Source organism: Leisingera sp. ANG-M7, assembly GCF_000813965.1.
Lineage (GTDB): Bacteria > Pseudomonadota > Alphaproteobacteria > Rhodobacterales > Rhodobacteraceae > Leisingera.
This window is the reverse complement of sequence record NZ_JWLI01000001.1, coordinates 535,521-559,387: the sequence shown is the minus strand read 5'-3', so window position 1 is coordinate 559,387 and position 23,867 is coordinate 535,521. Positions and strand designations below refer to the sequence as shown.

At 64.3% G+C, this 23,867-nt stretch carries 24 protein-coding genes; 19 read left to right on the top strand and 5 right to left on the bottom strand.

The features are described from left to right. Window positions 1-274 precede the first annotated feature (274 nt). The 8 genes from RA26_RS02800 to mraY all read left to right on the top strand — a co-directional run bounded on the left by RA26_RS02800 (window position 275) and on the right by mraY (window position 9,889). On the top strand, window positions 275-1,339 hold the full coding sequence (locus RA26_RS02800; RefSeq protein ID WP_039179384.1) for an Mrp/NBP35 family ATP-binding protein: 1,065 nt from the start codon (window positions 275-277) through the stop codon (window positions 1,337-1,339). An 887-nt stretch (window positions 1,340-2,226) separates the two neighbouring features. Then, window positions 2,227-2,730, top strand: a complete 504-nt coding sequence (mraZ, locus tag RA26_RS02795) for a division/cell wall cluster transcriptional repressor MraZ (protein ID WP_082015735.1) — start codon at window positions 2,227-2,229, stop codon at window positions 2,728-2,730. Window positions 2,731-2,733: 3 nt separating this feature from the next. Then, on the top strand, window positions 2,734-3,726 hold the full coding sequence (rsmH, locus tag RA26_RS02790) for a 16S rRNA (cytosine(1402)-N(4))-methyltransferase RsmH (protein WP_039179383.1): 993 nt from the start codon (window positions 2,734-2,736) through the stop codon (window positions 3,724-3,726). Beyond that, entirely contained in the window at window positions 3,723-4,088 is a 366-nt protein-coding gene (gene ftsL / locus RA26_RS02785; protein ID WP_039179380.1) for a cell division protein FtsL, read from the top strand. The genes rsmH and ftsL overlap by 4 nt, the downstream gene beginning before the upstream one ends. Continuing rightward, the gene (locus tag RA26_RS02780; RefSeq protein WP_039179378.1) at window positions 4,085-5,869 is read left to right on the top strand and encodes a peptidoglycan D,D-transpeptidase FtsI family protein; all 1,785 of its coding nucleotides are present in this window, start codon (window positions 4,085-4,087) and stop codon (window positions 5,867-5,869) included. Before ftsL ends, RA26_RS02780 begins: the two co-directional genes overlap by 4 nt. Window positions 5,870-5,886: 17 nt before the next feature. After that, window positions 5,887-7,389, top strand: a complete 1,503-nt coding sequence (locus RA26_RS02775; RefSeq protein ID WP_039179376.1) for a UDP-N-acetylmuramoyl-L-alanyl-D-glutamate--2,6-diaminopimelate ligase — start codon at window positions 5,887-5,889, stop codon at window positions 7,387-7,389. Then, window positions 7,386-8,786 carry a UDP-N-acetylmuramoyl-tripeptide--D-alanyl-D-alanine ligase gene (locus tag RA26_RS02770; protein ID WP_039179373.1) on the top strand — a complete coding sequence of 467 codons (1,401 nt, stop codon included), beginning with the start codon at window positions 7,386-7,388 and terminating at the stop codon, window positions 8,784-8,786. Before RA26_RS02775 ends, RA26_RS02770 begins: the two co-directional genes overlap by 4 nt. A 20-nt stretch (window positions 8,787-8,806) precedes the next feature. Beyond that, complete coding sequence (mraY, locus tag RA26_RS02765; RefSeq protein ID WP_039179370.1) at window positions 8,807-9,889, top strand: phospho-N-acetylmuramoyl-pentapeptide-transferase; 1,083 nt, start codon at window positions 8,807-8,809, stop codon at window positions 9,887-9,889. A 322-nt stretch (window positions 9,890-10,211) separates the two neighbouring features. Here the strand turns inward: mraY and RA26_RS02760 are convergent, their stop codons facing one another. Next, window positions 10,212-11,114 (bottom strand): glutaminase, encoded by a 903-nt coding sequence (locus tag RA26_RS02760; protein ID WP_052272286.1) that lies wholly within the window; start codon window positions 11,112-11,114, stop codon window positions 10,212-10,214. 142 nt (window positions 11,115-11,256) lie between these two features. Here RA26_RS02760 and murD point away from each other — a divergent pair, with 142 nt between their 5' ends. Then, window positions 11,257-12,654 carry a UDP-N-acetylmuramoyl-L-alanine--D-glutamate ligase gene (gene murD / locus RA26_RS02755; protein ID WP_039179365.1) on the top strand — a complete coding sequence of 466 codons (1,398 nt, stop codon included), beginning with the start codon at window positions 11,257-11,259 and terminating at the stop codon, window positions 12,652-12,654. A 19-nt stretch (window positions 12,655-12,673) separates the two neighbouring features. Continuing rightward, the gene (locus tag RA26_RS02750; protein ID WP_039179362.1) at window positions 12,674-13,015 is read left to right on the top strand and encodes a thiamine-binding protein; all 342 of its coding nucleotides are present in this window, start codon (window positions 12,674-12,676) and stop codon (window positions 13,013-13,015) included. A 59-nt stretch (window positions 13,016-13,074) separates the two neighbouring features. On the opposite strand, the gene RA26_RS22585 is transcribed toward RA26_RS02750, so the two are convergent. Next, the gene (locus tag RA26_RS22585; RefSeq protein ID WP_152612549.1) at window positions 13,075-13,239 is read right to left on the bottom strand and encodes a DUF1127 domain-containing protein; all 165 of its coding nucleotides are present in this window, start codon (window positions 13,237-13,239) and stop codon (window positions 13,075-13,077) included. Window positions 13,240-13,331: 92 nt separating this feature from the next. Between RA26_RS22585 and RA26_RS02745 the strand changes: the two genes are divergently transcribed. Continuing rightward, a complete protein-coding gene (locus tag RA26_RS02745) occupies window positions 13,332-14,225 on the top strand; it encodes a LysR substrate-binding domain-containing protein (RefSeq protein ID WP_039179359.1) in 894 nt (297 codons plus the stop codon). 56 nt (window positions 14,226-14,281) lie between these two features. Here the strand turns inward: RA26_RS02745 and RA26_RS02740 are convergent, their stop codons facing one another. The 3 genes from RA26_RS02740 to RA26_RS02730 all read right to left on the bottom strand — a co-directional run bounded on the left by RA26_RS02740 (window position 14,282) and on the right by RA26_RS02730 (window position 16,263). Continuing rightward, entirely contained in the window at window positions 14,282-14,716 is a 435-nt protein-coding gene (locus RA26_RS02740; RefSeq protein ID WP_039179356.1) for a MarR family winged helix-turn-helix transcriptional regulator, read from the bottom strand. Window positions 14,717-14,721: 5 nt separating this feature from the next. Further along, window positions 14,722-15,015, bottom strand: a complete 294-nt coding sequence (locus RA26_RS02735) for a putative quinol monooxygenase (RefSeq protein WP_039179353.1) — start codon at window positions 15,013-15,015, stop codon at window positions 14,722-14,724. A 66-nt stretch (window positions 15,016-15,081) separates the two neighbouring features. Next, the gene (locus RA26_RS02730) at window positions 15,082-16,263 is read right to left on the bottom strand and encodes an NAD(P)/FAD-dependent oxidoreductase (protein WP_039180008.1); all 1,182 of its coding nucleotides are present in this window, start codon (window positions 16,261-16,263) and stop codon (window positions 15,082-15,084) included. 235 nt (window positions 16,264-16,498) lie between these two features. Here RA26_RS02730 and ftsW point away from each other — a divergent pair, with 235 nt between their 5' ends. From ftsW to RA26_RS02690, 8 genes are all read left to right on the top strand, one after another. Further along, window positions 16,499-17,665, top strand: a complete 1,167-nt coding sequence (gene ftsW, locus RA26_RS02725) for a putative lipid II flippase FtsW (protein WP_039179350.1) — start codon at window positions 16,499-16,501, stop codon at window positions 17,663-17,665. Window positions 17,666-17,691: 26 nt separating this feature from the next. Continuing rightward, window positions 17,692-18,783: a UDP-N-acetylglucosamine--N-acetylmuramyl-(pentapeptide) pyrophosphoryl-undecaprenol N-acetylglucosamine transferase gene (locus tag RA26_RS02720; protein WP_039179347.1), complete on the top strand. Its 1,092-nt coding sequence runs from the start codon at window positions 17,692-17,694 to the stop codon at window positions 18,781-18,783. A gap of 5 nt (window positions 18,784-18,788) precedes the next feature. Beyond that, complete coding sequence (murC, locus tag RA26_RS02715) at window positions 18,789-20,186, top strand: UDP-N-acetylmuramate--L-alanine ligase (protein ID WP_039179344.1); 1,398 nt, start codon at window positions 18,789-18,791, stop codon at window positions 20,184-20,186. A 4-nt stretch (window positions 20,187-20,190) separates the two neighbouring features. Next, complete coding sequence (locus RA26_RS02710; protein ID WP_039179341.1) at window positions 20,191-20,439, top strand: DUF2484 family protein; 249 nt, start codon at window positions 20,191-20,193, stop codon at window positions 20,437-20,439. 128 nt (window positions 20,440-20,567) lie between these two features. Next, entirely contained in the window at window positions 20,568-20,906 is a 339-nt protein-coding gene (locus RA26_RS02705) for a hypothetical protein (RefSeq protein ID WP_039179338.1), read from the top strand. After that, entirely contained in the window at window positions 20,831-21,772 is a 942-nt protein-coding gene (gene murB, locus RA26_RS02700) for a UDP-N-acetylmuramate dehydrogenase (RefSeq protein WP_039179336.1), read from the top strand. The genes RA26_RS02705 and murB overlap by 76 nt, the downstream gene beginning before the upstream one ends. A gap of 334 nt (window positions 21,773-22,106) precedes the next feature. Beyond that, complete coding sequence (locus RA26_RS02695) at window positions 22,107-22,985, top strand: D-alanine--D-alanine ligase (RefSeq protein ID WP_241482576.1); 879 nt, start codon at window positions 22,107-22,109, stop codon at window positions 22,983-22,985. After that, window positions 22,973-23,866, top strand: coding sequence for a cell division protein FtsQ/DivIB (locus RA26_RS02690; protein ID WP_039179332.1), 894 nt, complete (start codon window positions 22,973-22,975; stop codon window positions 23,864-23,866). The genes RA26_RS02695 and RA26_RS02690 overlap by 13 nt, the downstream gene beginning before the upstream one ends. Window position 23,867: the final 1 nt, after the last annotated feature.

Below are 23,867 nucleotides of genomic sequence, written 5' to 3'. Positions count from 1 at the left end.
TATGCTGCGGATGCACAATCCCGTGCTTCGTCATTGCTGCTATGCGGCATGTGCATGGGTGACGCAGGGTAGACCTTTGTTATTGGACGAGATTTTCAGCAGTTCGTTATGCGCCTGTATAATTTTCGGGCATCCGCCCGCGCTCGGCGCAGGGCTTGTGCGGCTGCGGATTGACATATCCGCCTCCCTGCAGATGCGGCAAAGGCGCAGGCCGGGTTCCCTGCGCGCGGGCACACACATATATATGGGCCGGAATTGACGCAGGAGAGCAGCCATGGGTGTCACACAGGAACAGATTCACGCGGTGCTGGAGCGGCTGGCGCTGCCGGACGGCGGCACCCTGGTGTCGCGCGACATGCTGCGGGCCTTGCGGATTGAGGGCAGCAAGGTGAGCTTTGTAATCGAGGCGCCAAGCCCCGAGATCGCCAAACTGATGGAGCCGCTGCGCAAGGCCGCCGAGGCCGCGGTGCAGTCGCTGGAAGGCGTTGAAACCGTCTCCGCCGCACTGACCGCCCATGCCCCCCAGCAGCCCGCCCCCAGCCTCAAGGTCGGCGGCCACCCGAAACCGCAGGCGGAGCCGCTGAAGCCTGCAGGGGTGAAGCGTATCCTGGCGATTGCCTCCGGCAAGGGCGGGGTGGGGAAGTCCACCGTGTCCTCGAACCTTGCCGTGGCGCTGGCCAAACAGGGCCGCAAGGTCGGGTTGCTGGATGCAGATATCTACGGTCCCTCCCAGCCCCGGATGATGGGCGCCAAGGGACGGCCTGCCAGCCCGGACGGCAAGATCATCGAACCGCTGCACGCCCATGGTGTCACCCTGATGTCGATCGGTTTCATGCTGGAGGAGGGTAAGGCGGTGGTCTGGCGCGGCCCGATGCTGATGGGCGCGCTGCAGCAGATGCTGGGGCAGGTGAACTGGGGTGAGCTGGACGTGCTGATCGTCGACCTGCCGCCAGGGACCGGCGACGTGCAGCTGACGCTCTGCACCAAGGCAGAGCTGACCGGTGCCATCGTTGTCTCCACCCCGCAGGACGTGGCGCTGTTGGATGCGCGCAAGGCGATGGATATGTTCAGCACCCTGAAAACCCCGGTGCTGGGGCTGATTGAGAATATGTCCTTCTTCACCTGTCCTGACTGCGGCGGCGAGCATCACATCTTCGGTCGCGGCGGTGTGGCGGCTGAGGCAGAGACTTTGGGTCTGCCTCTCCTGGGCGCCTTGCCCATCGACCTGGAGACGCGGCTGGCCGGCGACAGCGGCACGCCTATTGCAGCGGGGGATGGGATGATGGCCCAAGCATATGCCCGCATCGCCGAAGGCTTGATCGGCGGCGGCATGGCCTGAGGCACCGGTCCGCCACTAATATAGTGAGGCTTTTCTGACAGGCCCGCCGTTTTGGCGGGCCTTTTGCGTGGCGGAGTTGATCCACGGCTTGCCGACGCGGCGGGTCTTGCTGGCGGGGCAGGGAGCTCTGCTGCTTTGGGCGCAGATGGGATTGCCCGCCTGAGATGGGACTGCATGGCACTTGCTGCGCCGGGTGGGAGCCTATGGGACAGGTGGCGGTGCGTGGGGCTGGTGGGAAAGCATGGGAACTGCGGGAAATCATGGGCAGCATGGGAAATCATGGCCCATTCCCGCAGTGCACCCCTTGAAGTTGCGAATCACTCGGTGTTGAAACGCTTACGCAGGGTGTTTTTGGCGCTTTTTTTGATTGCCGGGCCTGAACGTACCGGGAACATTCTGAATCATGGGTGCAGGACCTGCAAAGTCGCGGGAAAGTATGGGAAAAAAATTGCCTCTGCAATCTGTATCTATATCTAGTGTTTGCGCTGAGTTTACTCACTAGTGGTTCCGGATTTTGCCCCAATTTGACTGCGAATCTTGCCCGAATCTGCGGATTCCTTGTCAAGGCTTCGGCGATTTCCCGCAAAAAACAGTTGCGGGACCATCAATTCCCATAGTATCCCTAGTTCATCGGATGAGACGAGGGACGGGGCGCCAAACGACCCCAGAGCCAAAAACAAAACAAGCAGGTTTCATACAGGCCTTCGCTTTCATCGAACAAGAGATCCGGCGCGCGGGCGAGCAGACATCCCCCCAGGTGGCGCGTGCAGTCGGACATCCCGCAAAGCGGGCCAAGGCGGCGGGTTGATCAGTGGCAGCAGATCAACCCGCCCCTTTTCATTCTGGGGGACGGATTAACGCGAGGGACGCGCGAAAAGGACGGGAAATTGGGCCGCAGGTTCAGAGGCGAAAGCCACCACAAGGTGGACACAAAGGGGCGGGTGTCGATACCGGCCTCCTTTCGCCGTGTGCTGGAGGCCGCCGACCCCAATTGGCAGCCCGGCCAGAACCCCGAATTGGTGATCGTCTACGGAGACCAGCGCCGCAACTTCCTGGAATGCTATACTATAGAGGCGATCGAGGAGGTCGACGCCAAGATCGACCAGCTCCCGCGCGGCTCGATGCAGCGCAAGATGCTGCAGCGCATGTTCCACGGCCAGTCGTTCCCGACCAACGTGGACGAGACCGGCCGCCTGGTGCTGCCGGCCAAGCTGCGACAGAAGATCGATCTTGAGGCAGAGGCCTTCTTCATCGCCGCAGGCGACACCTTCCAGATCTGGAAGCCGGAAACCTACGAGCAGGAAGAGCTGGCCCAGGCCGAAGAGTGGATGGATGACCTGCCAGAGGGCTTCGATCCAATGGAATTCCTAGACGGCGCCGGGGGCGCTTAAGACATGACCCAGGACCAAACAGCTGCCAATGGTCCCCACATTCCGGTTCTCCTCCGCCCGCTGCTTGCAGCCGTGGCGCCGGTTTCGGGCCGCTGGCTTGACGGAACCTTCGGCGCCGGCGGCTATACCCGCGGCCTCTTGGAGACCGGTGCAGAGCAGGTGATCGGCGTGGACCGTGACCCGCTGGCCTTTGAACTGGCAAAACCCTGGGCTGGGGAGTACGGCGACCGTCTGATCCTGCAACCCGGTGTGTTCTCCCGCATGGATGAATACGCGCAGGACCTCGACGGCGTGGTGCTGGACCTTGGCGTCTCCTCGATGCAGCTGGACCTTGCTGAACGCGGTTTCTCCTTCATGAAAGACGGCCCCCTGGACATGCGCATGTCGCAATCCGGGCCCTCCGCTGCCGACCTCATCGCGGAACTGGACGAGGCGCAGATCGCCGACATCCTGTTCCACTACGGCGAGGAGCGCGCCAGCCGCCGCATTGCCAAGGCGATTGTAAAAGAACGGGCAATCGAACCGATCACGACCACCCTGCGCCTGGCCAAAATCATCGAAAGCTGCCTGCCGCGCCCCAAGCCCGGCCAGTCGCACCCTGCGACCCGCAGCTTTCAGGGCCTGCGCATCGCGGTGAACGCCGAATATGAGGAACTGTTCGAGGGTCTTCTGGCCGCTGAACGGGCGCTGAAGCCCGGCGGGCTCTTGGCGGTTGTCACCTTCCACTCGGTCGAGGACCGGATGGTCAAACGCTTCTTCCAGCACCGCGCAGGCAAGACCGGCCGCGCAAACCGCTGGGCGCCGGAGCAGGAAGAAGCGCCGTCACAGTTCGAACTGGTCACCCGCAAGGCGGTGGGGCCGGACGATCAGGAACTGGCCGAAAACCCGCGCTCCCGTTCCGCCCGTCTGCGGGTCGGGCGCCGCACCGATGCTGAACCCGGGCCAATCTCGGCCAAGGAACTTGGAATGCCGCAGCTGAAAGAGGCGCGCAAATGAAGACTTTGCTGTATGCCGCAACTTGCCTGGCCGTCTTCGGCCTCGCCTTCTGGGCCTACCGCGAAAACTATGCCACCCAGCAGGTGCTGAAAGACACCCGCGCGCTGCAGCGTGAAATCGGCGCGGCGCAGGTCCGTCTGAGTGTGCTGCGCGCCGAATGGGCCTATCTCAACCGGCCGCAGCGCCTGCGCGATCTGGCCGACATCAACTTCGACAGCCTCGGTCTCTTGCCGCTGCGTCCGGATCAGTTCGGCCGCGTGGACGAGGTCTCCTACCCGGCGCCGCCGGAACTGGAGATCACCAACGAGGTCGAAGTCTCTGGCCTCAATGCCGGCCAGAACTCAGACGGGAGCCAGCCATGATCCGCACGCCGCTCCGCCCGCTGGCCCGCATCCTCCACGCCCGCGCAAGCGGTGAAAACCCGGATGTGATCGAAGAAGAAAACATCTCCCTGCGCCATCAGGAAATGCAGGTGCAGGCCCGCCAGCGCTCCGAAGGGCGGCTCCTGGTGCTGGGCCTGTTTTTCGTCTGCGCCTTCGGCGCCATCATCGCCCGCATGGGCATGACCGCAGTGTCGGAACCGGCCGAGCCCGTCGCCAGCGTCCCCGGCGCAGCCATCGCCGCGCAGCGCGCCGATATCGTTGACCGCAACGGCAGCCTGCTGGCCACCAATTTTGAAACGCACTCTCTCTATGCCCAGCCGCCGCAGATGATCGACCCAATCGGTGCCGCGGAAAAGCTGGTGGAGATTTTCCCCGATCTCGACCGCGGGCGCCTGATCAAGGATTTCACCGGCAAGCGCAAGTTTTTGTGGGTGAAGAAGAAAATCAGCCCTGAGCAGCTGCAGGCCGTCCATGACATCGGCGATCCCGGCCTAATGTTCGGCCCGCGCGAGATGCGCCTGTATCCAAACGGCAGCCTGGCGGCTCACGTGCTGGGCGGGGCCGGTTTCGGCAAGGAAGGCGTGAACGCCGCCGAGGTGATCGGCGTTGCCGGAGTCGAGCGCCAGTTCGACGATTACCTGCGCGATCCCGCCAACGCGGGCAAGCCGCTGCAGCTGTCGCTGGACCTCACCGTGCAAGCGGCGGCGGAGCAGGTGCTCTATGGCGGCATGAAGCTGATGAACGCCAAAGGCGCAACCTCGATCCTGATGGATGCCCACACCGGCGAGGTGATCTCGGTGGTCTCCTTCCCGGACTTCGACCCCAACGACCGGCCGCGCCCGCCGACCTCCGGCTTTGACCCCTCTGACAGCCCGCTGTTCAACCGCGCGGTGCAGGGCGTGTATGAGCTCGGCTCCACTTTCAAGATCTTCACCGCCGCGCAGGCGATGGACCTGGGCCTGGTCAACGCCGACACCGTGATTGACACCCGCGGGCCGCTGCGCTGGGGCCGCTTTGCGATCCGCGATTTCCGCAACTACGGAAACGAGATGTCGGTGACCAAGATCATCGTTAAATCCTCCAACATCGGCACCGCGCGGCTGGCACAGCAGATCGGGGTGGAACGGCAGAAAAGCTTCCTCGAAACGATGGGAATGCTGGAGCCGACGCCGTTTGAAATTTCTGAGGCTGCTGGCGGCAAGCCCCTTCTGCCCGCCAACTGGTCGGAGTTGTCTGCGATGACCATCTCCTACGGCCACGGCATCTCTACCACGCCGATGCATCTGGCGGCGGGCTATGCGGCGGTGGCCAATGGCGGCCTTTACGTGGCGCCGACGATTCTGAAACAGACCGCGCCGCAGCTGGGCCAGCGGGTGATGAGCGAGGCATCTGCCAGGGCCGCGCGCAAGATGTTGCGCAAGGTGGTCAGCGAAGGCACCGCCTCTTTTGCCGAGGTTGAAGGCTATCAGGTGGGCGGCAAGACCGGCACCGCTGACAAGCCCAAGCCCCGCGGCGGCTATTATGATGACAAGGTCATTGCCACTTTTGCCTCTATTTTCCCGGCACATGACCCCAAGTATGTGCTGATCGTGACGCTGGACGAGCCCTCCATCATCGCCCACGGCGAGGAGCGCCGCACCGCAGGCTGGACCGCCACCCCGGTGGCGGCTGAGATGATCGGCCGTGTCGCGCCGCTCTTGGGGCTGCGTCCGCAAGTTGAACCCGCAGAGGTGACTGGTATAACCCTCACCTCGAACTGACACAGGTGAGGGCCGCCATGAGCAGCAGCAGACCAGACCAGCCCCAGAACCAATTGAGACTGAGCCAATTGGGGCTTACTGCCCGCGGCGGCGCTGACCCGCAGATTTCCGGACTGGCAGTGGACAGCCGCGAAGTGCGCGAAGGCTTCCTGTTTGCCGCCCTGCCGGGCAGCCAGATGCATGGCGCCAAGTTCATTCCGGGCGCATTGGATAAGGGCGCAACTGCGATCCTGACGGATGCCGCAGGGGCGGAAATCGCCGCCAAGGTGCTGGACGAAAGCCACGCCGCCCTGGTGGTTGTCGAAGACCCTCGCCAGACGCTGGCCTATGCCGCCGCCCTGTGGTTCGGCGGCCAGCCGCAGACCGTGGTGGCAGTGACCGGCACCAACGGCAAGACCTCTGTTGCGACCTTTGTGCGCCAGATCTGGAGCGAGCTGGGCCATGAGGCCGTCAACATGGGCACCACCGGCATCGAAGGCGCCTGGAGCTACCCGTTGGCCCATACCACACCGGAACCCGTCACTCTGCACCGCGCGCTGGCCGCCGCGGCAGAGGCAGGCGTTACCCATGCGGCGATGGAGGCCTCCTCGCACGGGCTGGATCAGCGGCGTCTGGACGGGGTGCAACTGGCGGCTGCCGGCTTCACCAATTTCACCCAGGACCATCTGGACTACCACGAGACATTCGACGCCTATTTTACCGCCAAGGCGGGCCTGTTCCGCCGGGTGCTGCCGGATGAGGGCGTGGCCGTCATCAACATGAACGACCCGCGCGGCGCCGAGATGCGTGCCGTGGCCGCTGCCCGGGGGCAGGAAGTGATTTCGGTTGGCCGGGGCCTTGGCGATCTGAACCTGATGGGCATGCGCTATGACGGCACCGGGCAGGACGTGCGGTTCTCCTGGCATGACAAGCCGTATCAGGTTCGGCTGAACCTCATCGGCGGCTTCCAGGCGGAAAACGTGCTGCTCGCCTGCGGGCTGGTGATTGCCGGCGGCGAGGACCCGGAGCGGGTGTTTGAAACCCTGCCGCATCTGACCACCGTGCGCGGCCGGATGCAGCTGGCGGCATCGCGCGACAACGGCTCTGCCGTGTTTGTCGACTACGCCCATACGCCGGATGCCGTTGCCAGCGCCATCAAGGCGCTGCGCCCGCATGTGCTGGGCCGGCTGATTGCCATTGTCGGCGCAGGCGGCGACCGCGACACCACCAAGCGGCCGCTGATGGGGCAGGCTGCGCATGAGAACGCCGATGTGGTGATCGTCACCGACGACAACCCCCGCAGCGAAGACCCGGCCATCATCCGCGCCGCGGTCAAGGGCGGCGCGCCGGATTGCATTGAGATCGGAGACCGCGCCGAGGCGATCCTGCGCGGCGCTGACATGCTGCAGGCGGGTGATGCGCTGATCGTCTGCGGCAAGGGGCATGAGACCGGTCAGACCGTCGGCGACACGGTGCTGCCGTTTGATGATGTGGAGCAGGCCAGCATTGCCGTGGCAGCATTGGACGGGAGGATCGCATGACCCTTTGGACCGCATCTGAGGCCGCCGCCGCCACTGGCGGAAAGGCACAAGGGGACTGGGCTGTCTCCGGCCTGTCGATCGACACCCGCACCATCGAACCCGGCGACATGTTTGTCGCGTTGAAAGCCGCGCGCGACGGCCATGACTTCGTGGCGCAGGCGCTGGAGAAGGGTGCAGGCGCCGCACTGGTGTCCCGCGTTCCGGATGGGGTGCCTGCGGATGCGCCGCTCTTGATCGTTGAGGACGTGCAGGCGGGGCTGGAGGCCCTGGGCTGTGCCTCGCGCGCCCGCACGAACGCCAAGGTCGTTGCCGTCACTGGCTCGGTCGGCAAGACCTCGACCAAGGAAATGCTGGCGCGGATGCTCAGCGATCAGGGCCGCACTCATGCTGCGGTGGCCAGCTACAACAACCACTGGGGCGTGCCGCTGACGCTGGCGCGGATGCCGCGCGATACCGAGTTTGCGGTGATCGAGATCGGCATGAACCACCCCGGCGAAATCGCGCCGCTGGCAAAGCAGGCGCGCCCGCATGTGGCGATGGTGACCACCGTGGCCGCAGTGCATCTGGAGGCGTTTGAAAACGTTGAGGGTATCGCCCGCGAAAAAGCCGCGATCATGGAAGGGCTGGAGCCCGGCGGCGTCGCGGTTCTGAACGCCGACATTGCAGAGGCCGATGTGCTGCGGGATGTGGCCGCGGACCTGGGCGCAACCGCCCGCTGGTTTGGCGAAAGCGCAACCGATTACGCCCTGATGTCTGCCGGGATCGAGGGCGAGGAGACCGTTGCCCGCGCCACCACCGCGGGGCGCGAAGTTGAGCTGCATATTCAATCCCTTGGCGCCCATTTTGCGATGAATGCCTTGGGCGCTCTGGCCTGTGTCGAAGCCTTGGGTGCTGATCCGGTTAAAGCCGTTGAAAGCCTCGCCCTGTGGTCGCCGGTCAAGGGCCGCGGCGTGCGCGAGACTGTCCGGCTGTCAGGCGGTGCCATCACCCTGCTGGACGACAGCTACAACGCCAATCCGACCTCGATGGCGGCCGCGCTGGCGGTGCTGGCGGCCACGCCGGGGCAGGGGCGAAGGATCGCCTATGTCGGCGACATGAAGGAGCTTGGCCCGCAGGAGGCGGAGCTTCACGCCGGGCTGGCCGGTCTGGATGCGGTGCAGGGCATCGACAGGATCCACTGCATCGGCCCGCTGATGCAGGCGCTGCATGATGCCTTGCCGGAGGAAAAACGCGGCGGCTGGTATCAATCCAGCGCCGAGGCAGTGCCCGGCCTGGGTGATGAAATCCGCGGCGGCGACATCGTGCTCGCCAAGGGATCGCTCAGCATGGCACTGGCCAGGATTGTTGACGGCATCCGCGAAATGGGTCACTCCACCCCCACACAAGAAAACGCGTAAAGAACGAGGGAAGGGCTCAGATGCTCTATTGGCTGACCGCTTTGTCGGACGGGGGGGATGTTTTCAACCTCTTCCGCTACATCACATTCCGCGCAGGCGGCGCCTTCATGACCGCGCTGATCTTCGGCTTCCTGTTCGGCAAGCCGCTGATCAACGTGCTGCGCAAGCGCCAGGGCAAGGGCCAGCCGATCCGCGATGACGGGCCGGAGGGGCATTTTTCCAAGGCAGGCACCCCGACCATGGGCGGCCTTTTGGTGGTCGGCGCGCTGCTGACCGCAACCCTGATGTGGGCGCGCTGGGACAATCCCTTTGTCTGGCTGGTGCTGTTCGTGACACTGGCCTACGGCCTAATCGGCTTTGCCGATGATTACGCCAAAGTGTCCAAGCAGAACACCAAGGGCGTGCCCGGCAAGGTCCGGCTGGCGCTGGGGATCATGATTGCGGTGATAGCGGCGATCTGGGCTGCAGCCTATCATCCGGAACCTCTGCAAAACCATCTGGCTCTGCCGGTGTTCAAGGACACGCTGATCAATCTCGGGATCTTCTATGTGCCGTTCTCGATCTGCGTGGTGGTTGGTGCTGCCAATGCGGTGAACCTGACAGATGGCCTGGACGGTCTGGCGATCATGCCGGTGATGATCGCGGCAGGCACCCTGGGCGTCATCGCCTATGCGGTGGGCCGCGTCGACTTCACCGAGTATCTGGACGTGCATTACGTGCCGGGCACCGGCGAGATCCTGATTTTCTGCTCAGCGCTGTTCGGTGCCGGCCTCGGCTTCCTGTGGTACAACGCGCCGCCTGCGGCGGTGTTCATGGGCGACACCGGCTCGCTGGCCCTGGGCGGCGCGCTGGGCGCAATCGCCATTGCCACCAAGCACGAGCTGGTGCTGGCCATCGTCGGCGGCCTGTTTGTGGTCGAGGCGTTGTCGGTGATCATCCAAGTCCTCTACTTCAAGCGCACCGGGCGGCGGGTCTTCCTGATGGCGCCGATCCATCACCATTACGAGAAGAAGGGCTGGGCCGAGCCGCAGATCGTGATCCGCTTCTGGATCATCTCGCTGATCCTGGCGATGATCGGGCTGGCGACCTTGAAAGTGCGCTAAGACACGCCGTTTGGCTGCCGCGCCGTCACGCCGGCGGGGCAGTTTGAACTCTCATTTCATTGAACCGCCCGGGGCTGCTGCTGAGGGCGGTTTGTCTTTGAGGAAGAAGGCGGCGCCGCCGGAGGGGCGGAGCATCGGACAGCACTTGCCAAGGGGCTGAGCCCGTCTATCGGCCTATGCGGGCCCGCCCTGCACCCAATGAAGAGGTGGTCTGAGGGGGCCGGTCTCCTGATCTTCGCGTTGCAACGCTTGGAGACTAACCTGACGGAGTGAAGATGCGGTGAGGGCAGCGTACGGTGGGTACGCAACACCCGCGCGGCCTTCAGAACACCGACCAGTCCATTTCGCGCGCCAAAACCTCCATCGCCTCAGTACCAAGCTTGGAGTTGCCGTTGTGGTCCAGCCCCGGCGACCAGACCGCGATGCTGGCCTTGCCCGGCACAATCGCCAGAATGCCGCCGCCAACCCCGCTCTTGGCGGGCAGGCCGACGCGATAGGCGAACTCTCCCGAGCCGTCGTAATGGCCGCAGGTCAGCATCAGCGCATTGAGCCGCCGTACCCTGCCTTGCGACACCAGCACCGGTTTCGCACCACCGCCGATCAGGAAGCGGCCGGCCTTGGCCAGCTGTACTGTTGTCAGTTCAGTGGCGCATTGGTGGAAATAGGTGCCCAGTGTTTTCTCTGGCGTGTTTTTGAGGTTGCTGAAAGATGCCAGGAAATTGGCAAGGGCAAAGTTGCGGTGGCCGTGGCGGGTTTCCGAGCTGGCCACCGCCTTGTTGATGTGGATGTCCTCGTCCCCTGCAGCGGCGCGGATGAAGGCGAGGATTTCCGCCAGCGCTTCCTTGGGCGCGCGGCCGGCCAGCAGCTCATCCGTGGTGACGATGGCGCCTGCGTTGACAAAGGGATTGCGAGGGCGGCCGCGCTCATGCTCCAGCTGGACGATGGAATTGAAGGCGGTGCCCGAGGGCTCGCGCCCGACCCGGTTCCACAGCTGGTCGCCTGCGCGCCCCAGCGCGATGGCGAGGGTGAAGACCTTGGTGATGCTTTGGGCGGAAAACCGGGTCAGCGCGTCGCCCGCGTGGAACAGGCCGCCATCGGCAGTGGCCACCGCGATGGCGAACTGGTTGGGATCAACCTGCCCCAGCTCCGGGATATAGCTGGCGACGGCGCCGCGGTCGGTGTGGCTCTGCATTTCAGCACTGATCCGGTTTAGCAAAACCTGCATATCCGCAGCCAAGGGGCAATCCTTCCTTCTTGATTTGCGCGGAATCTCCGGCAAGGGCCGCGGCTTGTCAATCTGACGGCACTGGCAAAGGCCTGCGGGATCGGATAGCGGTTCTGGCAATAGACATATGGGAGGGCAGGTGATGATCCCGGTCAAAGGTTATGAAGGCGCGAAAGTTGCTGTGCTGGGTCTGGGGCGATCGGGCCTGGCAACCGCACGGGCCTTGCGGGCAGGCGATGCAGTGCCGCTGTGCTGGGACGACAACCCGGCCGCGCGCGAGGCAGCTGAGGCAGAAGGTTTTGACTGCCGCGACCTGCATAAAGCCGGTGCCTTTGACGATGTGGCGGCGCTGATCACCTCACCCGGCATTCCGCATCTCTATCCCAAGCCCAACCCGGTGATCCGCGCGGCGATTGAGGCGGGCGTACCGGTGGACAATGACATCGGGCTGTTCTTCCTCTCCTTTGCTGATGCTGAGTGGCAGATGTTTGAGCAGCCGCCCAAGGTGGTGGCGGTGACAGGCTCCAACGGCAAGTCGACCACGGTGGCGCTGCTGCACCACATCCTGCAGGAGGCGGGCCGCGACAGCCAGCTGGCGGGCAATATCGGCCGCGGCGTGCTGGACATCGACCCGCCGGGCGAGGGCGGCGTTGTGGTGCTGGAGCTGTCCAGCTATCAGACCGAACTCGCCCGCGCATTGACCCCGGATGTGGCGGTCTTCACCAACCTGTCGCCCGATCATCTGGACCGGCATGGTGGCATGGGCGGCTATTTCGCTTCCAAACGGCGCCTCTTTGCCGAAGGCGGGCCGGACCGCGCGGTCATTGGCATCGACGAGGATGAGGGGCTGTTCCTGGCGGGCCAGCTGTCCGAAGGGCTGGGGGACGACCGGGTGATCCGGGTGTCCGCCGCGCGCAAGCTGACCGGGCCGGGCTGGCAGGTCTTTGCCCGCAAAGGGTTCCTGAGCGAGTACCGCAAGGGGCGGCAGGCGGCCTCGGTCGACCTGCGTGAGATGATGGGCCTGCCGGGCGCGCATAATCACCAGAACGCCTGCGCGGCCTATGCTGCGGCGCGCACCCTGGGACTGGCGCCGCGGCTGATCGGCGAGGCGATGGCGACCTTCCCGGGCTTGCCGCACCGCAGCCAGACCATCGCCGAGGCAGATGGCGTGCGCTATGTGAATGACAGCAAGGCCACCAACCTGGACAGCGCGGTGAAGGCGCTGAGCGCCTTCAAGAACATCCGCTGGATCTGCGGCGGGCTGGAAAAGGACGGCGGGCTGGATGCGCTGAAGGGGCAGACCGGTAATGTGCAAAAGGCCTATGTGATCGGCCGCGAGGCGGCAGGGTTCGCGCTGCAGCTGGACGTGGAGGCGGAAGTCTGCACCACCATGGCCGCAGCGGTGGAGCGCGCCATGGAGGAGGCTGAGGCCGGTGATACGGTGCTGCTGGCACCCGCCGCTGCAAGCTTTGACCAGTACGACAATTTTGAGCAGCGCGGCGATGATTTCGTTTCAGAAGTGAAATCGCGGCTTGGCTAAGCCGCAGGAGGAAACAGGCATGACCGCAGGCTCTTCAACAGAAAACACCGTTATGCTGGCATTTCAGGTCATTCCGCGGCTGCGCGAGGGCAACAACTTTGAGGCGGTGGATGCGGCGATTGCCGTGGTGAAATCCGCAGGCGTGCCGTTCCAGGTGGGAGCGATGGAAACCACCATGAAGGGGGAGCTGGATCACCTGCTGGAGATCGTCAAGCAGGCAGAGAAAGCCTGCCTGGAGTTCGGCGCGGTGGAGGTGATCACCAATATCAAGATCCACACCACCACTCCCGAGGCGCATGACACCTTCTGCACCTATACCCGCGGCGTGACGCCGAGCAACAAGGTGTTCATCGGGGAATGAGCAAAGTCGGCGGGGCAGGATGCCCCGGCCGACTTCCTGAGCCAGTCTCACTGGTCGACTCACAGGCCGATGTCCCGCAGCAGGTGCTCGGGCAGGTGGCTCAGCCGCCTGCGGGCCAGCTGTTGACTGGCGGTTTGGCTGGCCTGATCGCCCCGGCGGCGGGGAGAGGCAAAAAATCCATTGATAACGTGCCAGAGGTTCATCTGCGAAAGCAATTCAGCCATGATGGCAATCCTTGTTCTGTATGAACAAGATGTGGGCGCTTGCTGCGCCAATGACCAATTGAATCTCAGCGGTGCTGGTATAAGCTCCCTTTATGGAACGCTCTGTAACTCCCTTGCCGCCGCTGCAGGCGGTGCGCGTTTTTGAGGCCGCGGCCAGGCTGGGCAGTTTCAGCCGCGCGGCGGAGGAACTTGCGATGACGCAAGCCGCGGTCAGTTACCAGATCAAGCTGCTGGAGGACCGGGCCGGCCAGCCCCTTTTCAAACGGTTGCCGCGCGGGGTGGAACCCACGGCCGCGGGCAAGCTGTTGCAGCGGCATGCTGCCGAGGCTCTGGACCTGCTGCGCCAAGGCTGGGCAGACCTGCGCGGCGGCGGCGAGGAGCTGGTGATCAGCACCCTCACCAGTTTTGCGGCCTTCATCCTGGCGCCTCGATTGGGGCAGTTTCAGGTCGCGCATCCGGGCATCACCACACGGGTGGACGTCAATCCGAGGGTGGCGGACTTGCTGGCGGGGGAGGCCACCGTCGCGATCCGGGCCGGGCGCGGCAGCTGGCCGGGGCTGGCGGCGGACCTGCTGATCCGCGGCAGCTATGCGCCGCTGATGACGCCTGCGCTGATGGAGGCCTATGGCCCCATAAGAGACCCCGCCGACCTGCTGCGGGTTCCGCGGGTGGATGCCGGCGACCCGGCCTGGGCCCTGTGGTTCCGGGCTGCGGGGGTGGCGCCGCCAAAACCGGCGGAGCAGCACAGCCTGGGCACCCAGATGCTGGAAGTGCAGGCGGCGCTTGCGGGCCAGGGCGCTTGCTTGCTGACACCGGCCTATGCCCGCGGCCTGATTGCCAGCGGCGCGCTGGTGCAGCCGTTCGATCTGGTGACGGAGGATGATATCTCTGTCTGGCTGGTTTACCCGGAGGCGCGCCGCGATGCCCCGGCCATAGCAGCCTTCCGCAGCTGGCTGCTGGCGGAGGTGGCAGAATTCGCCGGGTGAAGGCTGAATTGAGAGAAGGAGGATTTCATTCTCGCCCAAGAGGAAAACCCAGCAACTCAGCCTTTGGACATTTCCTGTGACAAAATCTTGAAGTAGCCGGGAAGAGTCTCTTTGAGCCGGTGGCGGCCTTCTGCTGTCAGCTTGGCCTTTTTTGACCGCCCGTCGGAAGGGCTTGCCGATATGGTTATCAGCCCGTCTTTCTGCAGCGATTGCAGGGTGCGGGTCATCACCGGTTTGGACACGTCGATGCGCTCGGCGATCTCGTTTGGACTCAGCCAGTCGCGGTCCGGTTCCCGGTCGATCACGATCAGCACAAGGAACCGCAGCTGGGACAGGCCTTGTGCTGCGAAAAAGGCTTCCAGGCTGCGGATCAGAAGGCTGGCGCGGCGCATCATCAGAAGCGCGCCGCTGATATGGGCCGGGTCGGCACCGTAAGCCTCGGCATAGGTGCCGACCATTTGCTGCGATGGCAGGTCCTTGAGGAAGAACATTCGCGTCAGGCCAGCGGGGTCATCTTGTGGATTTCCACCGGGGCGGCAAGCCAAGCCTCGTATTTGGCGAAGACCGGCGTGATGTAATCTGCTGCGTAATGCGCCGCCAAGGCGTCGTCGCTGGCCCATTCTTCGTCCAGATAGAAGCAATCGCCATCGCGGCCTTCGGCCAGCAGGAACTTCAGGCAGCCCGGTTCGGCCCGGGTCGGCTCCAGAATGTCCAGCAGGCTTTGGCGCACATCCTGCATGTGCTCCTGCTTCGGGGTGATTTTGGCGACTAATTGAAATGGGGAAGTCATGGCACGCTCCATTTAAGTTATCATGATAACTATATGAGCGGAGCATTGCCGGAAGTCAAGCCGAGTTCAGCCTTTGGCGGCGATGGCGGTGCCCGCGGCATGGCCCGACGCCCAGGCCCATTGAAAATTGTAGCCGCCGAGCCAGCCGGTCACGTCCACTGCTTCGCCGATTGCATAGAGCCCGGGGGCGGCCTTGGCCTCCATGGTTTTGGAGGAGAGGTCATCGGTGCAGATGCCGCCTAGGGTGACTTCGGCGGTGCGGTAGCCCTCGGTGCCGGCGGGCAGCAGATGCCAGGTTTGCAGGGCTTCGCTTAAGCCTTGAAGCGCGGCGTCGGACTGGTCCGCCAGGCGGCCCTTGAGGCCCAGCTGCGGGGCAAGGAAATCCACCAGCTTGCCGGGCAGGTGGCGGGAAAGTTCGGTTGTCAGGTCGCGGCGGCCTTCGGTCTGACGCTGGTCGCGCAGGAGAGCATAAAGCGGCGTTTCCGGGATCAGGTTGACCGTGATCTCCTCGCCCTCGCGCCAGTAGGAGGAGAGCTGCAGCACCGAAGGCCCGGAAAGGCCGCGGTGCGTGAACAAGAGCGCTTCGTCGAAGGAGGTGCGCGCGTTACTGAGACGCGCAGGAAGCGAGACGCCCGCCAGCGGCTGGAACCGCCCGTCGGGGAATGTGAAAGGCACCAGGCCTGCGCGGGTCTCTGTCACCTCAAGTCCGAACTGGCGGGCAAGGTCATAGGCGAGGCCAGTGGCGCCCATCTTGGGGATCGACTTGCCGCCGGTCGCCAGCACCAGGTTGCGGCAGGTGACGGTCTGCGCCTTGCCCTCGCGCAGCAGCCGGACGTTATAGCCGTCTGCGGTCCGCTCCACGGCCTCAACAGCGGTGTGCAGCCACAGGTCGGCGCCGGCCGCCCGCATCTCCTCAACCAGCATGGCGATGATCTGTTTGGAGGAGCCGTCGCAGAACAGCTGGCCCAGGGTCTTTTCGTGCCAGGCGATGCCGTGGCGGTCTACCAGTTCGATGAAATCCCACTGGGTATAGCGCGCCAGTGCCGATTTGCAGAAATGCGGATTGGCAGAGAGGTAGTTCTTCGCCTCTGCATACATATTGGTGAAGTTGCAGCGGCCGCCGCCGGAAATGCGGATCTTTTCACCCGGCGCCTTGGCGTGGTCAATCACCAATGTGCTGCCGCCCGCGCGGGCCGCGCACATCATGCCAGCCGCGCCGGCGCCGAGAATCAGGGTGTTTATCCGCATGGCGCGCATCCACCACGGAACTGGTGGTGGCGCAAGGGGCAGGCCGGCGGGCGCGGCCCGGCGGATTGGCGCTGGCAGGCGGGCGGCTTCCTGCCTGTCAAGACGGGCCGCCGCGCGGGCGGTGGATTCTTGCCGAACTGTGTTCTTTTTCTGGCGCCGCGGCTCACGAATCGTTACAGTTTCTGTGAGACCCCGAAAAATGGGGCGGAACGAGGCATATAGTGGCGGTATTCCCATGACTGAGATGGTCTATGGCGCGGTTCCCGTGCAGGCTGGTGAACCGATTCTTCCCAAGTGGTGGCGGACGCTGGATAAATGGACAATGTCCTGCATCCTGATGCTGTTCGTGATCGGGCTGCTGCTGGGGCTTGCCGCCTCGGTGCCGCTTGCAGAAAGAAACGGGTTCGGAAATTTCCACTATGTTCAGCGGCAGGCGGTTTTCGGCCTGACGGCGCTGATGGCGATGCTGATCACCTCGGTGATGTCGCCCACGCTGGTGCGGCGGCTGGCAGTGCTGGGTTTTGCCGTGGCCTTTGTGGCGCTGGCCTTCCTGCCGATTTTCGGCACCGATTTCGGCAAGGGCGCGGTGCGCTGGTACTCGCTTGGCTTTGCCTCGCTGCAGCCCTCGGAATTCCTGAAGCCCGGTTTCATCGTGGTGGCCGCCTGGATGATTGCGGCAAGCCAGCAAATCAACGGCCCGCCGGGCACGCTGATGTCCTTTGCACTGTGCATGATGGTGGTGATGATGCTGGTTTTGCAGCCGGATTTCGGCCAGGCGAGCCTGATCTTGTTCGGCTGGGGGGTAATGTATTTCGTTGCCGGGGCGCCGATGCTGCTGCTGGTCTGCATGGCCGCCGTGGTCGTGATGGGCGGTGTCTTCGCCTATAACAGCTCGGAACACTTCGCCCGCCGCATCGACGGCTTCCTGAACCCGGATGTCGATCCCACAACCCAGCTGGGCTATGCCACCAACGCGATCCGCGAGGGCGGGCTGTTCGGGGTCGGCGTTGGCGAGGGGCAGGTGAAATGGTCGCTGCCCGATGCGCACACCGACTTCATCGTTGCCGTCGCGGCAGAGGAATACGGGCTGGTGCTGGTGGCGGTGCTGATTGCGCTTTACGCCTCTATCGTGGTGCGCTCGCTGTTCCGGCTGATGCGCGAGCGCGATACCTTCATCCGCCTCGCAGGCACTGGCCTTGTGTGCATGTTCGGTGTGCAGGCGATGATCAACATGGGGGTTGCGGTGCGGCTCTTGCCCGCCAAAGGCATGACTTTGCCGTTTGTCAGCTATGGCGGATCTTCGCTGATTGCCACCGGGATCGCGGTGGGTATGCTCCTGGCCTTTACCCGGACGCGCCCGCAGGGCGGGATTGCCGATTACCTGAACGGCCGCGGCCGCTGACGAGATAAGAAAAGAGACCAGCTGCGATGGCACAGAAAATGCTTTTGATGGCTGCCGGGGGAACCGGCGGCCATATGTTTCCTGCACAGGCGCTGGCCGAGATGATGCTGGCACGCGGCTGGCGGGTGAAGCTGTCGACGGATGCGCGCGGCGCGCGCTACACCGCGTCCTTCCCCAGCGCAGTGGAAATCTCGCAGGTGTCCTCTGCCACTTTTGCCCGCGGCGGTCTGCTGGCCAAGGCGCTGGTGGCGCCGAAGATTGCCGGCGGCGTCCTGTCGATGGCGATGCAGATGCGCAGTGACCGCCCCGATGCGGTGATCGGCTTTGGCGGCTACCCGTCGATCCCGGCGCTGGGGGCGGCAACGCTGCTGAAACTGCCGCGGATGATCCATGAGCAGAACGGCGTGCTGGGCCGCGTCAACCAGATCTTTGCCACCCGCGTCGCGGGCGTGGCTTGCGGCACCTGGCCGACCGCGCTGCCAGAAGGCGTTGCGCATGAGCATGTGGGCAACCCGGTCCGCAGCGCGGTGAAGGAACGAGCCGGCGCCGGCTATATCCCGCCGGGGGATTACCCGATGTCGCTGCTGGTGATGGGCGGCAGCCAGGGTGCGCGCATCCTGTCCGACGTGGTCCCCGCTGCTGTGGCGGCGCTGCCGGAAGAGATCCGCAGGCACCTGCGCGTGTCGCATCAGGCGCGCGAGGAGGACCTGCAGCGGGTCAGTGCGTTTTATGCCGAACACGGCATAAATGCCGATGTGCAGACGTTTTTCACCGATGTGCCCGCTCGCATGTCGGAGGCGCAGCTGGTGATCTCGCGCTCAGGCGCCTCCTCGGTCGCGGATATCTCGATCGTCGGGCGGCCGTCGATCCTGATCCCCTTTGCCGCCGCTGCAGGCGACCACCAGAGCGCCAATGCCCGCGGTCTGGTCGATGCCAATGCTGCCGTGATGATTCCCGAAAGCGCCCTTGATATCCCGGTGCTGGCAGAGCATATGGGCGCGATTCTGAGTAACCCGCAGGCTGCCACCCAGATGGCAACCGCTGCACTGAGCGCCGGGGTCCCCGATGCCGCCGAACGTCTGGCAGCACTGGTGGAGCAACTGGCCGAGGAAGGATAACGATCATGAACCCTGCAACCAAACTGCCTGGCGACGTCGGCCCGATCCATTTCGTGGGTATCGGAGGCATCGGCATGTCGGGCATCGCCGAGGTGCTCTTGAACCTCGGCTACATGGTGCAGGGCTCGGACCTGAAGTCCTCCAAGATCACCCAGCGGCTGGAGAAGCTGGGCGCGCGGATTTTCGTGGGCCAGAAGGCGGAGAACCTTGAGGAGGCCGCGGTTGTGGTGATCTCCTCTGCAATCAAGCCGGGCAACCCGGAGCTGGACGAAGCGCGTCTGCGCGGCCTTCCGGTGGTGCGCCGCGCCGACATGCTGGCAGAGCTGATGCGGCTCAAGTCCAACGTCGCCATTGCCGGCACCCACGGCAAGACCACCACCACCACCATGATGGCCGAACTGATGGTGGCCGGCGGCTTTGACCCGACCATCGTCAACGGCGGCATCATTCACGCATATGGCTCCAACGCACGGATGGGGCAGGGCGAATGGATGGTGGTCGAGGCGGATGAGAGCGACGGCTCCTTCAACCGGCTGCCTGCAACCATCGCTGTAGTGACCAATATCGACCCTGAGCATATGGAGCACTGGGGCGACTTCGACACGCTGCGCGACGGCTTCCTGGAGTTTGTCTCCAACATCCCGTTCTACGGTGTGGCTGTCTGCTGCACCGACCACCCCGAGGTGCAGGCGCTGGTGGGCCGGATTTCCGACCGCCGGGTGGTGACCTATGGCTTCAATGCGCAGGCGGATGTGCGCGCCGTCAATCTGACCTACAAGGGCGGCGTTGCGCATTTCGACGTGGTACTGCAGGCCGAGGACCGGGTGATCGAGGGCTGCACCCTGCCGATGCCGGGGGACCACAATGTCTCCAACGCGCTGTCTGCGGTGGCAGTGGCGCGGCATCTGGGCATGAACAGTGTTGAGATCCGCGAGGCGCTGGCGGCCTTTGGCGGCGTCAACCGCCGCTTCACCAAGGTGGGCGAGGTGAACGGCGTCACCATCATTGACGATTACGGCCACCACCCGGTGGAGATTGCCGCAGTGCTGAAGGCGGCGCGCCAGGCTTGTGAGGGCCGGGTGATCGCGGTGCATCAGCCGCACCGCTATTCGCGCCTGTCGAACCTGTTCGAAGATTTCTGCGCCTGCTTCAACGAGGCGGACGTGGTGGCAATCGCCGAAGTGTTCGCGGCCGGCGAAGAGCCGATTGAGGGCGCCAGTCGCGATGACCTCGTCGAGGGGTTGATCCGCCACGGCCACCGCCACGCCCGTGCCATCTTGAACGAGGAAGATTTGGAGCGCCTGGTGCGCGAGCAGGCGCGCCCCGGCGACATGGTTGTCTGCCTTGGCGCCGGCACCATCAGCACCTGGGCCAACGGCCTGCCGGAACGGCTGGAGCGCTAAGAGGATGACGCTGTCACTGACCCTGGCCGCCGTCTGGGCGCTGGCAGCAAACGTGCTGGCGATGATCCCCAGCCGCGACAACCACTGGCGGCGGGCCTATGTGCTGATTGCGCTGGGCATTCCGTTGCTGGGGTATGTGACCTATGAAAACGGCCCCTGGTGGGGGCTGGCTGTGCTCTTGGCGGGGATGTCGGTGCTGCGCTGGCCGGTGCTGTATTTCGGGCGCTGGGTTAAACGCGCGTTGGGCCGGTAAAACTTCACAAAAGGGCTGCCGGATCGAAAGGTTTAACCTTTTCTTCCGGTTGGCCTGATACTCAGGCGGGAATACTCTTTGTAACCCGTTTGATGCCGGTACGTGCTTTCCGGCGGTGGAGGCAGGCAATGATCGCCGTTTCTGCAATTTGGCTGTCCTTTGGCCTGATGTGGCTGCTTGGCTTTTATTACCTCGGCCGCTTCCGGCGGCATTGGCTGGCGGCATTGGCTGCAGCAGGCTGGCTGGCCATGCTGGTCTGGCTGGAGCAGAAGCAGTGTTTTGCTGATCACATCCATGATTTCCGCGAGGTTGCGTTGTCCCTTTATTTCCGCGGCCATCTTGTTTACGGACTATGCGCGTTTGTAGGATGGAACTTGGGGCGGAAGCGGCGATGGCGGCGCAAGATCAAGCTATACTTCCGGCGGTGCGTGGCCGCCTTACTGGGCAGAAGCCGCTTGCGGAACTGACCTGGCTGCGGGTCGGCGGCCCGGCTGACTATCTGTTTCAGCCTGCGGATGTTGATGACCTGGCTGATTTCCTGCGCCAGCTGGACCCGGGCGTGCGGGTTTTTCCGATGGGCGTCGGCTCCAATCTGATCGTGCGCGACGGCGGCATGCGGGCTGTGGTGATCCGTCTGGGCCGCGGGTTCAACAGTATTGAAGCTGACGGCGATACAGTGACCGCGGGCGCCGCGGCGCTGGATGCGCATGTAGCGAAGCGCGCGGCGGATGCGGGGATTGACCTGACCTTCCTGCGCACCATTCCCGGCTCCATCGGCGGCGCGGTGCGGATGAACGCGGGCTGCTATGGCAGCTATACGGCGGATGTATTCGTGTCGGCTACCATCGTCACCCGCCAAGGCGAGATCCGGGAGATCGGCGCGGAAGAACTGGCTTTCCAATACAGGCAAACCGCATTCCCGGAGGGCGCGGTGCTGGTCTCAGCCACCCTGCGCGGCGCTAAGGGAGACCCGGAAGAGCTGCACGCCCGGATGGCGGCGCAGTTGCAGAAGCGGGACGATACCCAGCCGACCAGGGACCGCTCGGCCGGCTCCACCTTCCGCAATCCGGCGGGGTTCTCCTCAACCGGGCGCGCCGACGACGTTCATGACCTCAAGGCCTGGAAGGTGATCGACAACGCGGGCATGCGCGGTGCGCGGCGCGGCGGCGCGCAGATGAGCGAGAAGCATTCCAACTTCCTGATCAATACGGGTGGCGCAACTGCCGCAGATTTGGAGGGGCTGGGCGAAGATGTGCGGAAAAAGGTTTACGAGGATTCGGGCATCACGCTAGAGTGGGAAATCATGCGGATAGGTGATCCGCTTCCCGAATAACCGGAAATCTTGAGCGCCGGCAAAGGCTTCTGCACCGGCAGCTGGAGAAGGAACAGGGCTTGGCACAGGTCCGGGAAGCGGAAATCTTAACCGTGGTAAAGGCACTGTTAATGCACCGGTAAGATTTTGGGCGTTACGGTGCCGCACAGGCGGCAAGGCACCGCCGGTTTCAGGGGTGTCCAGCCCTGCAAGGATCAGCCGGGATAAATCCGGCGCAAAATTATAAGGCGGGCCTGCAACGGGTCCCAAGAAACAGGGGCAAAAAGCCCCGCGTATATTGAGGCGTTTCGTGGTGAGTAAGTCGAGCAGGGCACTCCCGAAAGTCGCGGTGCTGATGGGCGGACCGTCAGCCGAACGCGAGGTATCGCTGTCCAGTGGCCGTGAGTGCGCGGCCGCTTTGCGCGGTGAGGGATTCGAGATTGTCGAGGTGGATGCAGGCGCCGACCTGCACGCGCGCCTTTTGGATGTGAAGCCGGATGTGGTTTTCAACGCGCTGCACGGGCGCTGGGGCGAGGACGGCTGCGTCCAGGGCGTGCTGGAATGGCTGCAGATCCCCTATACCCACTCCGGAGTGCTGGCCTCGGCGCTGGCAATGGACAAGCAGCGCTCCAAGGAGGTTTACCGCGCCGCCGGGCTGCCGGTGGTTGAAAGCGGCCTGTTCGCCAAGGATGATGTGAGCGCAGGCCATGTCATGGCCCCGCCTTATGTGGTGAAGCCCAACAATGAGGGGTCCAGCGTCGGCATCTATATCGTGCATGAGGCCGCCAACGGTCCGCCGCAGCTGTCGCAGGAAATGCCGGCCGAGGTGATGGTCGAGACCTACGCGCCGGGGCGCGAGCTGACCACCACCGTGGTCGGGGACCGGGCGCTGACCGTCACGGACATTCTGACCGACGGCTGGTATGACTATGATGCCAAGTACAAGCCCGGCGGATCGCGCCATGTGCTGCCTGCGGATCTGCCGCGGGAAATCTTTGACCTGTGTCTGGAATACGCCCTGAAGGCGCATGAGGTGCTGGGCTGCCGCGGTGTCAGCCGCACCGATTTCCGTTGGGATGAGGCGCGCGGCGCCAGCGGGCTTGTTCTGCTTGAAACAAATACCCAGCCCGGCATGACGCCGACCTCGCTGGCGCCGGAGCAGGCCGCCCACTGCGGCATGACCTTTGGCCAGCTCTGCGCCTGGATGGTGGAGGATGCGTCATGCAACCGCTGAGGAGCTGGTTCCGCAAGCCGGAGGAAGGGCGCTGCGACCCGGCGCCGTCGAGGCTGAAGTACCGTTTGCAGCGCTGGATGCTGACGCCGGGCATCCGCTTCGGCCTGCGTTTCGGGGTTCCGTTTTGCCTGGTTTTTGCAGCCGGCAGCGCCTATCTGGCGGATGAGGCCCGGCGCGATACGCTGGTGGGGCTTTATAATGATGCCCGCGCCGCGATCCAGGAACGGCCCGAATTCATGGTCAAGGTGATGGCGGTGGACGGTGCCGGCGTCAGCGTGGCGCGCGACATCCGCGAGGTGGTGCCGCTGGATTTCCCGGTCAGCTCCTTCGATCTGGATCTGGAGCAGATCCGTGACGTAATCACCGGGCTGGACCCAGTAAAGACCGCCAGCGTCAGGATCCGTCCTGGCGGCATCCTGCAGGTCGATGTTGAGGAACGCGAGCCGGCGCTGATCTGGCGCAGCCGCGAGGGGCTGGCGCTGCTGGACGAAAACGGTATTCACGTGGCCGAGCTCGGCCGCCGCAGCCTGCATCCGGACCTGCCGCTGATTGCGGGCAAGGGGGCTGCCGGCCATGCGGCGCAGGCGCTGCGGCTGTTTGCGGCCGCAAAACCGCTGGGGCCGCGGCTGCGCGGGCTGGTGCGTGTCGGCGAACGCCGCTGGGACGTGGTGCTGGACCGCAAGCAGCGCATCATGCTGCCGGCCAAGAACCCGGTCCGGGCGCTGGAGCGGGTGCTGGCGGTCAGTGAAGTGCAGGATTTGCTGGAACGCGATGTGGCAGCGGTGGATATGCGTCTGGCTGGGCGCCCCACCGTGCGGATGACCGAAAACTCAGTGGAAAACTGGTGGCGGATCCGGCAGTTGAACGGGGGCGGGCAGTAAC